This is a genomic window from Staphylococcus sp. Marseille-Q5304, assembly GCF_943737015.1.
GTDB lineage: Bacteria > Bacillota > Bacilli > Staphylococcales > Staphylococcaceae > Staphylococcus > Staphylococcus hsinchuensis.
Genome location: NZ_CALSFP010000001.1, coordinates 1,490,720 through 1,507,193 on the forward strand (window position 1 = coordinate 1,490,720; position 16,474 = coordinate 1,507,193).

The 16,474-nt window shown below is 33.0% G+C and carries 13 protein-coding genes; 3 read left to right on the plus strand and 10 right to left on the minus strand.

Features of this window, described 5'->3' with window-relative positions:
* Positions 1–180: 180 nt before the first annotated feature.
* The 4 genes from pepF to spxA all read right to left on the minus strand — a co-directional run bounded on the left by pepF (position 181) and on the right by spxA (position 4,690).
* Positions 181–1,989 carry an oligoendopeptidase F gene (pepF, locus tag NGI30_RS07400; RefSeq protein WP_251519404.1) on the minus strand — a complete coding sequence of 603 codons (1,809 nt, stop codon included), beginning with the start codon at positions 1,987–1,989 and terminating at the stop codon, positions 181–183.
* A 48-nt stretch (positions 1,990–2,037) separates the two neighbouring features.
* Entirely contained in the window at positions 2,038–3,048 is a 1,011-nt protein-coding gene (locus NGI30_RS07405) for a competence protein CoiA (RefSeq protein ID WP_251519402.1), read from the minus strand.
* A 261-nt stretch (positions 3,049–3,309) separates the two neighbouring features.
* The gene (mecA, locus tag NGI30_RS07410) at positions 3,310–4,014 is read right to left on the minus strand and encodes an adaptor protein MecA (protein WP_251943207.1); all 705 of its coding nucleotides are present in this window, start codon (positions 4,012–4,014) and stop codon (positions 3,310–3,312) included.
* Positions 4,015–4,294: 280 nt separating this feature from the next.
* Positions 4,295–4,690, minus strand: a complete 396-nt coding sequence (spxA, locus tag NGI30_RS07415; RefSeq protein ID WP_000258003.1) for a transcriptional regulator SpxA — start codon at positions 4,688–4,690, stop codon at positions 4,295–4,297.
* 306 nt (positions 4,691–4,996) lie between these two features.
* Here spxA and trpS point away from each other — a divergent pair, with 306 nt between their 5' ends.
* Positions 4,997–5,986, plus strand: coding sequence for a tryptophan--tRNA ligase (trpS, locus tag NGI30_RS07420; protein ID WP_251519399.1), 990 nt, complete (start codon positions 4,997–4,999; stop codon positions 5,984–5,986).
* Between the two features lie 55 nt (positions 5,987–6,041).
* Here the strand turns inward: trpS and NGI30_RS07425 are convergent, their stop codons facing one another.
* From NGI30_RS07425 to NGI30_RS07435, 3 genes are all read right to left on the minus strand, one after another.
* A complete protein-coding gene (locus NGI30_RS07425) occupies positions 6,042–7,295 on the minus strand; it encodes an MFS transporter (RefSeq protein ID WP_251519398.1) in 1,254 nt (417 codons plus the stop codon).
* A 186-nt stretch (positions 7,296–7,481) separates the two neighbouring features.
* Entirely contained in the window at positions 7,482–8,726 is a 1,245-nt protein-coding gene (fabF, locus tag NGI30_RS07430) for a beta-ketoacyl-ACP synthase II (RefSeq protein ID WP_251943209.1), read from the minus strand.
* 13 nt (positions 8,727–8,739) lie between these two features.
* Entirely contained in the window at positions 8,740–9,681 is a 942-nt protein-coding gene (locus NGI30_RS07435) for a beta-ketoacyl-ACP synthase III (protein WP_251519396.1), read from the minus strand.
* A 270-nt stretch (positions 9,682–9,951) separates the two neighbouring features.
* Here NGI30_RS07435 and NGI30_RS07440 point away from each other — a divergent pair, with 270 nt between their 5' ends.
* Positions 9,952–10,146 (plus strand): YjzD family protein, encoded by a 195-nt coding sequence (locus NGI30_RS07440; protein ID WP_251519395.1) that lies wholly within the window; start codon positions 9,952–9,954, stop codon positions 10,144–10,146.
* A gap of 52 nt (positions 10,147–10,198) precedes the next feature.
* Here NGI30_RS07440 and clpB read toward each other — a convergent pair whose 3' ends face one another.
* The 3 genes from clpB to NGI30_RS07455 all read right to left on the minus strand — a co-directional run bounded on the left by clpB (position 10,199) and on the right by NGI30_RS07455 (position 15,495).
* The gene (gene clpB / locus NGI30_RS07445; protein ID WP_251943211.1) at positions 10,199–12,808 is read right to left on the minus strand and encodes an ATP-dependent chaperone ClpB; all 2,610 of its coding nucleotides are present in this window, start codon (positions 12,806–12,808) and stop codon (positions 10,199–10,201) included.
* 234 nt (positions 12,809–13,042) lie between these two features.
* A complete protein-coding gene (locus NGI30_RS07450; protein ID WP_251519393.1) occupies positions 13,043–14,860 on the minus strand; it encodes an acyltransferase family protein in 1,818 nt (605 codons plus the stop codon).
* A 326-nt stretch (positions 14,861–15,186) separates the two neighbouring features.
* Positions 15,187–15,495: a metal-sulfur cluster assembly factor gene (locus NGI30_RS07455; protein WP_251519392.1), complete on the minus strand. Its 309-nt coding sequence runs from the start codon at positions 15,493–15,495 to the stop codon at positions 15,187–15,189.
* Positions 15,496–15,609: 114 nt separating this feature from the next.
* Here NGI30_RS07455 and NGI30_RS07460 point away from each other — a divergent pair, with 114 nt between their 5' ends.
* Entirely contained in the window at positions 15,610–16,452 is an 843-nt protein-coding gene (locus NGI30_RS07460) for a Cof-type HAD-IIB family hydrolase (protein ID WP_251519390.1), read from the plus strand.
* Positions 16,453–16,474 lie beyond the last annotated feature (22 nt).

The window sequence follows — 16,474 nt, forward strand, 5'->3', positions numbered from 1 at the left end:
TACACGGCGCTAAACAAAGGGGATGGGAGAAATTTTTTCACTTCAAACAAAGGGGTATGTTTGTTATGTGATTAATTTCATGTTTACAATATAACACGCTCTTTACACCCTATCAAGCTTTTAAACATAATAAATGCACTTTGTCACAAACTTGTCAAATTGAAAGCGAATTCACTACTGTTAAGCTTTCATAAGTTTTTCAAAAGCATCTAATTTCTCTTCAAATACTTTACAAGCTTGTTCAATTGGTTCTGGTGTTGTCATATCGACACCTGCATTTTTTAAGATTTCAATTGGATAATCTGAACTACCCTTTTTCAAGAATTCATTAATATAGCGTTCTACAGCCGGTTTACCTTCTGTTAAGATCTGTTGACTTAAGCTTTGGGCTGCACTATATCCTGTTGCATATTGGTATACGTAGTAATTCATATAGAAATGAGGAATGCGTGACCATTCTTTGCTGATATTCTCATCAGTTTCAACAGCATCTCCGAAATATTGTTTATTTAATTTAGCATATTCATCATTCATACGTTGTGCAGTAAGTGGTTCTCCCGCTTCTTCAATTTGGTGAATTTTATGTTCAAATTCTGCAAACATTGTCTGTCTAAATAATGTTGCTCTAAAGCGTTCTAATTCTTGATTTAATAATAATAAACGACGGTCATCATCTAAATGTTTGTCCATATAATCACTTAATAATGCTTCATTACAAGTAGATGCAACTTCAGCAACAAAAATTGTATAATCACTTGAATTTGATGGTTGATGCTTTCTACTGAAATAACTATGTGTAGAATGACCAAACTCATGCACTAATGTATAAAGATCGGATACTGTGTTTGACCAGTTAAGTAAGATAAATGGATTTGTTAAGTGCGCACCTGATGAATAACCTCCTGAGCGTTTACCTTTATTTTCATAAACATCGACCCAACGGTTATTAAGCCCTTCTTCAATCACATTCATATATTCTTCGCCCATTGGTTGTAGTGCATTTACCATCCACTCTTTTGCTTCTTCATACGGCATTTCGAAATTAATATCTTTAACCAATGGTGTATATAAGTCATACATTTTCAAATCATCAATACCGAGTAATTCTTTACGTAATTTCGTATATCTATGGAGTAATGGTAAATAATCGTGAACTGTTTTCACAAGATTATCATACACTGTTTCAGGTATATCATTACTATTTAATGCAGCTGCTCTAGCAGTTTCATAGTTGTGCGCTTTTGCACTGAATACATTCTTCTTAACTTCACCTGCTAACGTCGCACTTAAAGTATTATTATAAGTACCATAAGCATTATACAAATTATCGTATGCAGATTTTCTTAATTGGCGATCATCAGACTCTAAACATTTAATAAATGTACCTTGGGTTAATGTGTGCGGGTTCCCCTCACTATCGATGGCATCTTCAAATTCTAAATCTGCATTACTAAACATACCATAAACATTTTCAGGAGTTGATAATGCACCTTGTGCTTCAGTTAATAGTTTCTCTTTGTCTGAACTTAGCACATGTGGGCGTTTTTCATTAATTTGTTTCAAATCAAATGCATAACGTTTCAAATCATCATTAGATTCAATAAATGATTGAATTGTAGATTCATCTATTTGTAAAATTTCTGGTACTAAGAAACTCCAATTTGCACTAAATTTAATGATTAATTGATGTGCACGTGCTTCAAAACCAGTATATTTATCATTTGTTGCATCTTGGTCTTGCTTTAAATGTGCATAAACATAAACCTTTTCGAGTTTAGAACCTAATTCATCTTCTAAAGCGAGTGCTTGATATAATGTTTCTGCGTCATCTCCAAGATGTCCTTGGAATTTTTGTTCTTCACCTAAATGACTTTCTATTTCTTTAAATGCATCTTCGAACGCATCATCATTTTCAAATATAGTAGATAAATCCCATGTATATTGTGGATATTTACGTTCTTGTTCTTCTCTTGTTAATTGTTGACTCATAATCTTTGTAAACCTCCTATTAAACATCATTGATATAATTTTCTCATTTCAACAGTTATTTTGCACGTCATTATGTTTGAATGTGCGATATATTTGAACAAATCGATCCACAATTTTTTGGATAATAATCTCTTTATCGTATGTATTTATGTAATAGCGATTGAAGTTGATTAAACCTTCAAAGACATGTACATCATATTCACGATTGATCAATAAGTTGAGTAATTGTAACTGCCAAAATACTGGATGAGACTTTATAAATATTTGCTCAGGAAAAATATAGCCTACATGTCGGTAAACCCAACGATCTGATAGTTGTAACTGATACATCACACTAAGCGTAGGTTCTAAAACAGAAAATTGTTTTCTACAATTTAAAAGATAACGTTTTATTTCAATTTCGCTTAATTTAAATGTAATCATCGTTTCATAGGAATTTCTTTTTATAGGATCAAACAGTTGTATGAGTTGCGATAAAGGTATGTATTTTCTAATTGCTAAAAACCGTTTTCCTGATACGTACTGTATGTCAGAATAAAGATAAAACCGCTCTCGTATAGTGTCCCATGCAACCAACTCACGTCGAGTTACATCAATAAAGGTCCTTTCAAAATCCGACAACGTTAACGTATGCGTGTGTCCATTATAATGAGGATTTTTAATTATCCAAATGATGTGATAACCCGATTTGAGTAATCCATTCGATCTTTTTACAACATCTTTTATGTTTATTCGAGAAAATTGTATTTCTATCGCAATTGTTCCATTAACAATTAAATCAGGATATTGAAAACACGACGCAACGTAAGGCTCAATATTGACATGATGACCTTGAAGTCTTAACCACTGTGCTAACTGGTACTTTAATTGAAAGTGTTCAACTGTTTCTTGTTTTTGGCAATAAGTAGTGCTACTCACTTTATGTGAAAAATGCGCAACTTTAATAACCCCTCGCTTTAATATCACTTCATTCTGACAATGGGGACAAAAATAACGACTTCGTTCCTTCGCTTGTTGCGCAAAGACAATCTCTCCTGACTGGTTTTTAGCACATAGCATAATCAATCACCTCACTTATATACACGTGAGTACGGTGATGATTACTTTAAATTATCAATACAAATGCGTTCAAACTAAAAAAGAAGGAGTAGGACAGAAATCGAATTTCTAATAAAGATTTCGTAGTCCCACCCCCGCAAGGATGACTAGGATAGAAAAAAGCTTGTTCTAAGTGCATATTCAATTCAGACATCTACTGCCAAATTAATAAAGAGTCTGAGACACCTAATAGTGTCTCAGACTCACGATGAATTCATTATATTAAAAGTAACGACGTACTTGTGCAGCTACATTGTGACTCATAATAATCTTCGCATAATCATTTAGATAAACTTCTGATTTATCACTTGGATGTGCGAATTCTAATAATTGACTGTAATTATCATCAATAACTTCTTGATTTACTGAAGCATCAAAATAAACCGCATAATAGTAAGTGTTATCTAAGCTATATAGTAAATCTTCGTATTCGTCTGTATTTAAATTATTATGATATGCATATTCAATGACTTCTTCTAAATCATTAAATCTCACAATAACAGTATGAGCGTTTGGTTGATTGTGTGTCTCTTGTTCTTCACTTTGGCTGTGGGCTTTCTTTTGTCGTTGACGTTGTTCAAATAGATCTTCTAAGCTATCCTCTTGATTCATTGATTGTGATAATAAATCATTAACTTGATAATCTAATTGGTCATTATCTTCATCAGCCATATTAATTAAATCTTCATTTTTAGATTTAGATATCGTTACTTCTACGCCCTTTTCAAAAGCATGCACTTGTATCCATAATGGACCTTCTACGACGAAATCTTCTTCTTCGTTAATTTCTTCCATCATATTCCAGAAAAATTCTTCGCCACGTTTACGATTAGTCCATAAATCTTCACGTTTAAATCCTCTAGCTTCAATGTCACTATATGTTATAAATAATTTAACCGTTGTATCGTCAACACGCTCTATTCTCAAATCATCTCACTCCTTACAGTCGATGAATAGTAATCACTATTTTATTAGACTCTGACTGAAATTACAATTAATTTGTTTGATTAAATTTTACCATTATCTATTTAGTGTTATATGATAACATATTCTATTTTATAAACCAAAGATGTGCGTATGAATTTTATTTTCAAACTAAATCATAGAACGTGTTTGTCCGTAAAGCAAATAATCAATATACAAAGACATAAAAAAGCCATAAAGTGACAGGTATGTATCCCTTTATGGCAATCTTGATTATTCAAATTTAGTCAACCATACGTTGCGCTTCTTGCAATTGGAACGTACGAACTTTTCTTGGTAAGAAACGTCTAATTTCGTCTTCGTTATATCCAACTTGTAAACGTTTATTGTCTAAAATAATTGGACGACGTAATAAACCTGGATTATCTTGAATAATTGAATATAAATCTTGAAGAGGTAATGAATCGATATCTACGTTTAGTTTTTGATATGTCTTAGAACGTGTTGAAATGATTTCATCAGTTCCGTCTTCAGTCATTTTTAAAATTTGTTTGATTTCGTCAATTGTTAAGTGTTCAGAAAAAATGTTACGCTCCGTATACGGAATGTCATGTTCTTGTAACCATGCTTTCGCTTTACGGCAAGATGTGCAACTTGGTGAAGTAAATAATGTTACCATACATCTCACTCTCCTATTTTTATGAATTGAATTCATTTGATTTCTAAATTTATGATTAAAAATTTTCAATTGCATTTCCAATTTCTAACCTTACAATCTAAGTATACCCATCCAACATTAAAATTAAATGAGAATCTCTCATATTTTTCCAAAAATCTAAAAATAATTTATTACTCATCCAATCAAGTCAGAATGGCTTTATATACATACTTATAGTCTATCACAACTTACAAATGTTTGAAATACTGTTATAATAAACCCGATGAGAATTGACTAATTAAATATTAAGAAAGTAGGTATTATTCAATGGAAACATTATTTTCAGGAATCCAACCAAGTGGTATTCCGACACTCGGTAATTATGTAGGTGCTTTGAAACAATTTAATGAAATACAAGACGATTATGATTGTTTCTTTTGCATTGTAGACCAACATGCTATTACAGTACCACAAGATCGATTAAAGTTACGTAAACAAATTCGTCAACTTGCCGCTATTTATTTAGCTGCAGGTATAGACCCAGAAAAATCTACTTTATTTATACAATCTGAAGTGCCAGCCCACGCTCAAGCTGGTTGGATGTTAACAACGATTGCATCTATAGGTGAATTAGAACGCATGACACAGTTCAAAGACAAATCGTTAAAGCAAACAGACGGAGTGCCTGCCGGACTACTTACATATCCACCATTAATGGCTGCTGATATCGTTATTTATAATACGAATATTGTCCCTGTTGGTGATGACCAAAAACAACATATGGAATTAACTCGAAATTTAGTTGATCGTTTCAACTCTCGATATAACGATGTATTAGTTAAACCAGAAATACGCGTGCCTAAAGTTGGCGGCCGTGTGATGAGTTTACAAGACCCAACTAAAAAGATGAGTAAGAGTGACGATAACCAGAAAAACTTTATTTCATTATTAGATGAACCAAACAGAGCTGCTAAAAAGATTAAAAGTGCTGTGACCGATTCTGATGGTATTATTAAATTTGATAGAGAAAACAAACCAGGTATTTCTAACTTGTTATCTATTTATGCAAACCTAACTGAGGAAACGACAGATACATTAGAAGAAAAATATAAAGATTCAAACTACGGTGAATTCAAAACAGACTTAGCAGAAATTGTAAAAGAATTCCTTACTGATTTCCAAGAGAAGTATAATAACTTCTACAATTCAGATGAGTTAGACGAAATTTTAGATAACGGAAGAGATAAAGCACAGAAAGCTTCATTTAAAACATTGAAAAAAATGGAAAAAGCGATGGGCTTAGGTCGTAAGAGATAAAATAAAAGGTCACCTCAATCTTTATTGAGGTGACCTTTTATTAATAATTTTACTTTTAATAATATACATAAGATTTGCCTTCTCGCTTCAATTTCGTATTATAGAATATCGCATAAAAAAGTAGAGCAAAGCCAATAATGACTGTAACAACAATGTAAAGTGACATCATCCAAGGTGCAAATATCGTTCCTAATATGAGACTAAAACGGGCTAAAGCTTTAGAGCCATAAAATGAAACCATGCCTACCGTCGCATAAGTACTTCGTTGATCATTGGGTATCATTAAAAATCGCTGTGCATTTTGTATAGGAGAATAAATGAGCTCTCCAATTGTAGCAATTATAGTTACGAGACATAATAACCAAAAAGATGTCGCACTTGTTAATATGCCATATCCCACAGTATATAATACGCCACCAATTAAAAATGCGAGACGTTTTGAGTGATGTTGAATCAATTTGTTAATGGCAAAAGTCATTGTTACAACTACCAATGTGTTTATTATCATAATAATTGAAAACATCCGTACACCATCGATATGAATACCTAAAATATAAAAACTATCAAATTCTTCTTTCAATCGCACAACAACATAGGAATTTAAACTTAGTTCTGCCATAAGTATAAGCATATAACCTAAATTAAATAATAAATAATATTTATCTTTTAGCACTGTCAAATAATTATTGAGTATACGTTTCATTGGTGAACGTGACTCATGGTTTTCAGAGAAGACCTGTTCCACATCATAATATTTATCAAACAAATACCAACTGATGAGCATCGCTACTAAAAAAAGTAAAAAGAGTAAGTGCTTATGCCCTAGATAGAGTAACGCACCTAATAACATCCCAAGTGCTGTACTAATATTAAACATCCAATATTCGAGTTGATAAACATATTCTCTCACTTCCTCATATATCGCATCCATAGTGGCAGCTTCAAATATCGGATTACTCAATGCAAATAGCAATTCAAAAATAAATACGCTGCTACAAAATATAATTAAACCAATACCATTCATATTTACAGTTATCGATAATATGATAAGACATATGGCATATAATGCATGAACGATGTTTACAATTTTCTTTCTGTTGAAATGGTCTCCAATAAATCCTCCTAAAAAGGTAATACCGAAGGTCACAATTATATTCACTATTAAAAAAGTACCAGCAAATATTGCATTTATTTTACTTGTTAAATATAAAGCCATAAATGGGAGAATTGACTGACTTGCAATATTTAAAATAAACTCAGCGATGAGTCTACTTTTTAAGGTTGACGAAAGTGTATTAAACTTTTTCATTTTTGTCCCCCCATTTAAGCAAATATTGTAGTTAATGATGAATTTGAACTCTATTATAGCTTTTTTAAACAGATGACACACCCTATTTTTAAAATTTCCACTTAATAAAGTACATAATTATTTATAAAAATAAAAAACTAGGATACTCAAAAAGTATCCTAGTTAACGCATCTATTTATATATTTATTAATCTTCAAATTTCTTGAATACAAGTACAGCGTTGTGACCACCGAAGCCAAGACTATTACTCATAGCATGTGTGATTGCTACATCTTGGGCTTCGTTTGGAACGATATCAATATCCACCTCTGGGTCTGGTGAATTAACATGAATCGTTGGAGCTACGCGTTGATCACGGATTGATAATGCTGAGAAGATGGCTTCTATTCCACCTGTAGCTCCGAGTAAGTGTCCAGTCATAGATTTTGTTGAACTTACTTTTAATGATTTTGATGCTTCACCAAATGTGTTTTTAATCGCTTGTACTTCAGTTAAATCTCCAACTGGCGTGCTCGTACCATGCGCATTGAGATATTGTACATCTTTCGCTTCGATACCAGCGTCTTCTAAAGCTGCTTGCATTGCACGTGAGCCACCTTCACCTTCAGGAGCAGGAGCTGTAATATGATAAGCGTCACCTGTTGAGCCATAACCGACAACTTCTGCATAAATTTCTGCGCCACGTTTTTGAGCTGATTCTAATGATTCAAGAACTACAACACCAGCGCCTTCACCCATAACAAAACCATCACGACCTTCTTGAAATGGACGGCAAGCCGTCTCTCTATCTTCATTTGTAGAAAGTGCTTTACTTGCAGTGAATCCTGCAATGGCCATATGTGTAATTGGCGCTTCAGCTCCACCTGTAACCATTGCATCTGCGTCTCCGCGTTGAATGATTTTGAAAGCTTCACCAATTGAGTTTGTACCTGTAGCACATGCTGTAACAGTGGCACCATTTGGTCCTTTAGCACCTAAATCAATAGAAACTTGACCTGTAGCCATATCGGCAATTAACATCGGAACGAAGAATGGGCTAACGCGTCTAGGACCTCTCTTTAATAGTTTATTATGAGCAGTTTCAAATGTTTCCATACCACCGATACCTGAGCCAATCCACACGCCAACATTATTCGCATTGTTGTCATCGATAGTCAATTTAGCGTCATTTACAGCTTCACGGGCAGCAATAACTGCATATTGTGTGAATCGATCCATACGACGTGCTTCTTTTTTATCAATATAATCCTCTACGTCGAAATCTTTCAATTCACCAGCTAATTTAACATTATAATCTGATGTATCGATACGTGTTAAAGTATCAATTCCATTGACACCTTTTAATGCATTATCCCATGAAGTTTTTGCATCATTACCAAGTGGGGATAATGCGCCAACACCTGTAATCACAACTCGTTGTTCTTTGCTCATATTTATACTCCTCCTATTTACCCCATTTTAATGTTACAGCGCCCCATGTGAGACCGCCACCGAAACCTACAAGTACTAAAACATCTTCATCTTTTATTTTACCATTTTCTAATTCCTGAGCGATACTTAAAGGAATTGAAGCTGCTGATGTATTACCGAATCTATCTACTGAAACACTCATTTTTTCTTTAGGAATGCCTAAGCGTTCTCTAGATGATTCCATGATTCGAATGTTTGCTTGGTGTGGAATAAACATATCCACATCTTCTGGTGTTAAGTTTGCTTTTTCTACTGCATTTGTAGATGCTTCACCCATAATTCTAACAGCAAATTTGAATACTTCTCTTCCATTCATAAATATTTTACCGTTATCTGGATTTAAGTATAAGTATTTTCCACCTGAACCATCTGAACCTAATTCATAACTTAGAATTCCTCGACCTTCTGATACTTGTCCAACAACGACTGCGCCTGCACCGTCTCCGAATAGAATTGCAGTCGAGCGATCAGTCATATCTGTAATTTTAGAGAGCTTATCAACTCCGACTACAAGTATATTTTGATAGTCTCCAGATTGGATAAATTGCTTCGCATTGATTAATGAATACATAAAGCCACTACAAGCAGCCAGTTGATCCATAGAGGCAACTTTACCTATACCTAAGCGTTCTTGTAACGAGTTCGCTACAGTTGGGAAAGGATGCTCCCCTGTTGAAGTAGCTACAAGTATCATATCAATCTCTGATGCTTCTATGCCTGCATCTTCAATTGCTCTAACACTTGCCTTATATGCTAAATCAGTTGTGTCTTCATCTTCATTCGCCCAACGACGTTCTTTAATACCAGTCATTTTAGAAATCCATTCATCTGAAGTTTCTAAAAATGATTCAAAATAGGCATTATCTACAATATTTTCAGGTGCATAAGCACCGAAACCTTTAATACCCACATTCATGGTTGTACACCTTCTTAAACTATATTTTTAATACCAGGTATTAATTTAACATAATTTTTCTTTCAATTACAAGAATGTCGATCCTTATGTAGTTGTCTCTTTATAAAAAGAATCTACAGTTACATAATGGCACATTTTTCTTCATCTTAATAGTGTGAAAATGAAATGTAGAATCATAGATAAATGATTGAACTACTTGATTGCTACTATACAAATAGTACTGAGTTATTTATAATGAAGTTATATAAAACTTATTGGAGGCATTACATAATGAGATACCTCGCAGTTCTATTTTGGTCTATTGTTTTAATACAAATGGTCAATTTCGTATTAAATAGTTTACAAGGTGGCGGGACTTTAAATCTAATTACACCACTCATTGTGGCAGTAATATTTACAATTTTTGTAATCTTATTTGATTTAGCCATTAAACCTACTACCAAACATCCAGATAAACAGCAATAGATTCAATATAAATAAAAAAACCATGGTACTTCATCAGTACCATGGTTTTTTGTTATGCATTTTGAGGTTGGTTAACTTCGAATGTTAATCCATCTTCAGATAATCCGACATTAACTGTTGTACCTTCGATTAAGTTTTCTCTAATCATCTTTCTAGCTAATGGAGTTTCTATTTGTCTTTGTACAAATCGTTTTAGTGGACGTGCACCGAATTGTGGTTCGTATGCTTCTTCACCTAACCATTTTTTAGCTTCGTCTGAAACGTTGATAGAGATACGTTGATCCATTAATCGAATATTTAATTCATTAATAATTTTATCGACGATGTGTGACATATCGTTTACAGTTAATGGTTTGAATAATACAATATCATCCATTCTGTTAATAATTTCTGGTTTGAAGTATTGATTTAGACTCGTCATTACAGATTTTTCAGTACTTTCAGTAATAACGCCTGCATCTTTAACATTTTCAAGCAAGATTTGTGAACCAATATTGCTTGTCATGATAATAATTGTGTTTTTGAAATCTACGACTCTACCTTTGGAATCTGTTAAACGACCTTCTTCAAGAATTTGAAGTAATACATTGAATACATCTGAATGTGCTTTCTCTATTTCATCTAATAAAATCACCGAATAAGGGTTACGACGCACAGCCTCTGTTAATTGACCGCCTTCATCATGACCTACATAGCCTGGAGGTGCCCCAATTAATCTAGACACAGAATGTTTCTCCATATATTCACTCATGTCGATACGAATCATATGTTTCTCTGAATCAAATAATGTTGAAGCTAGTGATTTTGCTAATTCTGTTTTACCTACACCAGTAGGACCTAAGAATAAGAAACTACCGATTGGTCTATTAGGATCTTTGATTCCGGCACGCGCTCTTACAACTGCATCCGATACTAAATCTACTGCTTTATCTTGTCCAATTACACGTTCGTGTAAGATATCAGATAGATTTAATAGTTTTTCTCTTTCAGTTTCGACTAATTTAGAAACTGGAATACCTGTCCATGAACTTACGATGTCACCAATCTCTTCATCAGTAACAATTTCTCTAATGATTCGATCTGTGTCTCCATTTTGTTCGTCTTGGAAAGTTGCTTCCATTTCACGTAATTCTTTTTCAATTTGTGGTATTTTTCCATGTTGTAGTTCTGCTGCTTTTTCTAAATTATAGTTCGTTTCAGCTTCTTCTAACGCTTTACGGCTTTCATCTAACTCTGTACGTTTTTCTTGAAGTTTAGAAATTTTACCTTTTTCTTCTTCAACATGTGATTGAATCGCATTTTGTTTTTCTTTTTCATTTGATAATTCTTCCTGTAATTCTTGTAGTCGTTGTTTACTTGCGTTATCTGATTCATTTTTTAATGCAGATTCTTCAATTTCAAGTTGCATTACACGACGATTGACTTGGTCTAACTCAGTTGGGTTAGAACCCATTTCTGTTCGTATTGTCGCACATGCTTGGTCAACAAGGTCGATAGCTTTATCTGGCAAGAATCGATCTGTGATATAGCGGTCAGATAATTCTGCTGCTGCAACTAACGCTCTGTCTTGAATACGTACCCCATGATAAACTTCGTAGCGTTCTTTCAAGCCACGTAATATTGAAATCGTATCTTCTACATCTGGCTCTGAAACGTTAACCTTTTGGAAACGACGTTCTAAGGCAGAATCTTTTTCAATATATTCACGGTATTCGTTTAATGTTGTTGCGCCGATACAATGTAATTCACCACGTGCAAGCATTGGTTTTAGCATGTTGCCAGCATCCATTGCACCTTCTGTTTTACCTGCACCTACGAGCATATGAATCTCATCAATGAATAGTAAGATTCTGCCTTCTGATTCTTTAACCTCTTTCAATACCGCTTTCAAACGCTCTTCAAATTCGCCACGATATTTTGCACCTGCAACAAGTGCACTTAAATCTAACTCAAATATTGTTTTATCAAGTAATGAATCAGGCACGTCTTTACGTACAATTCTTTGAGCAAGCCCTTCTACAATTGCAGTTTTACCTACACCAGGCTCACCGATAAGTACAGGGTTGTTTTTTGTTTTTCTACTTAATATACGAATCGCATTTCTGATTTCTTCATCACGACCAGTAACGGGATCCATATTACCTTGACGAACTTCTTCTACAAGGTCACGTCCGTATTTTTCTAATGCTTCATAGTTTGCTTCTGGATTTTGTGAAGTCACGTGATTCCCTCCTCTTATTTTTTTAATAATTTCTTTAATTACTTCATCTTTATTATTTACGAATCTTTTAGTTGTGTCATCTTCTTCCATGGCAGCCAAAGTTAAATGTTCCATCGAAATAAATTCATCTTCATATGCTTTCATATTAGCTTCAGCTTTGTTAAGCAATTGGTTCGCTTTAGGACTAATATATTGGCCATACTGTACATTGTCACCTTGGACAGTTGGATAATTTTTCAATTTCTGATTATAAGCTTCTATCAATTGTTCTGTATCAATATTTGCTCTCTCAAATACACTTTTAAATAAACTTTCATCTTGTTGTAATGCCGCTTTTAAAATGGCTTCTATTTCTACATTTTGGTTTTGATTTTCTTGTGCAATTTCAACAGCTTGTTGTAAAGTGCCTTGCATTGCATAAGTCATTTGATTAATATCCAAATCATTCACCTCACTATGTGTGATAGATCAAAGATTTATTTTTGACTTTGACTTTCTTTGACCTTAGTTTAATTATAATACTTACTCATCTATTATTCAACAATTTAAGTTCATAAAACACAAATTTTTTAATATTATTTGTTATTATCATTTCACTCATTTTATAGCATTTAAACTCAATAAAAAATAGACAAACCCTTCTCAAATTATTAAGGGTTTGTCTATTTTCTAATATTATTTTTTATCTTTTAATTGTTTTAATATTTCATCTGATAATGCCTCTACACCTGATTGTTGTAAATGAATACCATCAGATGCAAAGTATTCTGTGTGCCCCTCTGAACGTTTATGCCAATCGACTAATGTGACGTTTTTATGTTTCTTCGCTGCTTGAGCCATAAGCTTATTCACATGGCTTTCGTAGTTACGAGGAACACGTGTATTAACGAGATAAATATCGGCTTTACCAAATTCACCAATTAATTTGTTTAATTGATCTTCATTGAAATCACCATTTGTACCTAATTCTAATATAACTTTATCATCTTTCTTGTTATATTCACCGTACTTACTTTTCGCGTCTGGTAATACATCATATAAATTTCGACCAACTTTACCATCAATTTTGGCTTTCGGTACACGTGTTTTGAAGTTTTCTCCTATATCGACCATTACTGAGTCACCTATTAATAATGGCTTAATTTTTGTATATACCTTAGTATCGCTGTTGCTATCTTTTTGTCCAGTCAATTTCGATACATCAATAGGTAATGGTTGTACAATCTTATTATCTGCCTTTTCAGTATTAAATGTCGTCTTTTTATGTTTCGTTGTATCTTTACCTAAAGAATCAAATGCACCTGCAAAAATGATTAACGTCGGTACTGCAAATATTAATAATACAACTGTACGGATTAACGCTTTCGTTTTGAAACGATTGAACGTAAATGCTTTGAAACCTTGCTTTCTAAACGGTTGTTCAACGTATCTATATGACAGTTCTGCTAAGAGTAACGTTAAAATAATATCTATAAAATAAACATAGAACGGTATTTGACCATCAACAAAATAAGAATGGACAAAACTAATCACTGGAAAATGCCATAAATATAAACTGTATGAACGCTTACCTATATAAACAAATACTGGATTGCCTAAAGCTTTGGCAAAACGTCCTGTAGGATGAACTGCACTTAAAATAATAAATAGAGCTAGTACAGAAATTAAATAAAATCCTCCATTATAAATCCAGTTGCTATTATCATTAACAAAGAAAAATAATAGACATGTACTTAGTAATCCAAATACTCCGATTCCGTCAATTATATGCTTTAATATTGGTGCAGGATTTTTCTTTAATTTAAATGGAGGCCAAATAAACGCAAATAGTACACCTAACAAGATAGTTTGCAAACGTGTATCAGTACCAAAATATACACGTGAGTGTCCAACATTGGGTTGCGAAATAATGACCATTAATAGTAATGAAATCAAAGAAACTATCCAAAATATTAATGCAACATTTCTATATTTCTTTAAAGTAAGTAATAACGTTATCAATATAATAGGAAAGAATATATAAAACTGTTCTTCAATTGCTAATGACCATAAATGTTTTAATGGCATAAATGCAAATTGCTCGAAATAATTTACATCTGATGCAATATACCACCAGTTTGAAACATAAAATATAGCCGCCCAAGCATCGTGTTTAATATCTACAATATGCGCAGGTTTCAATATGAGTGTTGCTAACGTTACAACACTAACTAATACGAGCACTGCTGGTAATAACCTCTTTATACGTCTAATCCAAAAGTTCTTTAAATTAATAATTCCCGTTTGTTCGTATTCCTTCAAGAGTAAACTCGTTATAAGATATCCTGAAATAACAAAAAATGTATCTACACCAAGAAAACCGCCTGTGAGCCATTGTTTATTCAAATGGTAGATAATTATTCCAATAACGGCGATGGCTCTTAATCCATCTAATCCTGGCATATATCTTGAAGGATGTGCCTTGTTCTCACCATAATTTGAATTTTGATTCATGTTCCCCAAACTTTCATTTTTTATATTAATCGTTTAAATTTAATTCATACCATTTATTTATTGTAATATTTTTGTAATATTACTGCAATCTTTTATGTAACGACTCGCTAACTTTTTTAATGATTATTTTTATTTCACATAATAAACAGTATACAAGTAAAATGTTACCTTTTCCAAATAATCGTATAAAAATTAACATATAAAAAACTAGCCTGTTTGAAGTAAAGACTTAGGAAGCAACTTACCACCACATCTTCTGGTCGACAGTTACATTCTCGTACATCTTCCTTCATTCAGGCTAGTCTATATATAATTAAGCAATTATATTAGCCAATACCTAGAGCGATTTTTGCATAGCGAGACATCATCTCTTTACCCCATGGTGGGTTCCATACAATATTTACATCAGTATCTGATATTTCTGGTATTTCAGCTAAAACACTTTTCACTTGGTTAGTAATTTGCGGTCCAAGAGGACAACCCATTGAAGTTAAAGTCATTTCAACCGTACATAATCCGTCATCGTCTACATCGACGTTATATACTAAACCTAAATTTACGATATCGATACCTAATTCAGGGTCAATAACCATTTCTAGTGCATTTAAAATGCTATCTTTTAATCCTTCATCCATTTGTCTCACCTCTCCTTAAAAATATGATAACTACAATATATCAAATATCTTACAAAACGCCAATAAAATGCTATGATATTGATACATTACTGAAAATTCAATAAGGAGCTTTGCATGGAAACTCACTTAATATGTTTAGACCTAGATGGAACACTTTTAAATGATGAAAAGGAAATTTCATCTTATACTAAAAAAATATTAAAACAATTACAATCGCAAGGACACCAACTGATGATTGCTACTGGGCGTCCTTATCGAGCGAGCCAAAAATATTATCATGAATTAAATTTAGATACACCCGTTATAAATTTTAATGGTGCATACGTACACCACCCTAAGAATGATCAATTTGAAACCTTACATGAAGTTCTAGATTTAGAATTATCAAGAAGTATTATTCAATCATTAAATGACTATGGCGTTTCAAATATCATAGCTGAAATACAAGATCGTGTGTTCCTCGATAACTTTGATCAGAAATTATTTGACGGTTTCTCTATGGGTGATCCTAAAATAGAAACAGGTGATTTACTCACAACTTTAACTGAATCACCTACTTCTATTTTAGTAGAAGCTGAAGAAAATATGATACCGCGCATTAAACAAATGTTAACACGTTTCTACGCTGAGAATATTGAGCACAGAAGATGGGGTTCACCATTCCCAGTTATAGAAATTGTTAAAAAAGGTATCAGTAAAGCAACAGGTATCGATTACATCACAGATGAATTAAATATTGACCGAAATCATATCATTGCTTTCGGTGATGAAGATAATGATTTAGAAATGATTAAATACGCGAAACATGGCATTGCAATGGAAAATAGTTTAGACGAAATCAAGCACGTTGCAAACGAAATCACATATTCAAATAATGAAGATGGAATCGGCAGATATTTAAATGATTATTTCAAATTAAATATACCTTATGAAAATCATATCTCGACCCATATTTAATTTATACTTAAGGAGGTATAGA

Coding starts and splice junctions, on each gene's coding strand:
- NGI30_RS07425 (WP_251519398.1), bottom strand. CDS start 7,295: ATGAAAAAGTTTAATACACTTTCGTCAACCTTAAAAAGTAGACTCATC.
- NGI30_RS07450 (WP_251519393.1), bottom strand. CDS start 14,860: ATGAATCAAAATTCAAATTATGGTGAGAACAAGGCACATCCTTCAAGA.
- NGI30_RS07460 (WP_251519390.1), top strand. CDS start 15,610: ATGGAAACTCACTTAATATGTTTAGACCTAGATGGAACACTTTTAAAT.
- NGI30_RS07435 (WP_251519396.1), bottom strand. CDS start 9,681: ATGAATGTGGGTATTAAAGGTTTCGGTGCTTATGCACCTGAAAATATT.
- NGI30_RS07455 (WP_251519392.1), bottom strand. CDS start 15,495: ATGGATGAAGGATTAAAAGATAGCATTTTAAATGCACTAGAAATGGTT.
- NGI30_RS07440 (WP_251519395.1), top strand. CDS start 9,952: ATGAGATACCTCGCAGTTCTATTTTGGTCTATTGTTTTAATACAAATG.
- pepF (WP_251519404.1), bottom strand. CDS start 1,989: ATGAGTCAACAATTAACAAGAGAAGAACAAGAACGTAAATATCCACAA.
- NGI30_RS07405 (WP_251519402.1), bottom strand. CDS start 3,048: ATGCTATGTGCTAAAAACCAGTCAGGAGAGATTGTCTTTGCGCAACAA.
- fabF (WP_251943209.1), bottom strand. CDS start 8,726: ATGAGCAAAGAACAACGAGTTGTGATTACAGGTGTTGGCGCATTATCC.
- trpS (WP_251519399.1), top strand. CDS start 4,997: ATGGAAACATTATTTTCAGGAATCCAACCAAGTGGTATTCCGACACTC.
- spxA (WP_000258003.1), bottom strand. CDS start 4,690: ATGGTAACATTATTTACTTCACCAAGTTGCACATCTTGCCGTAAAGCG.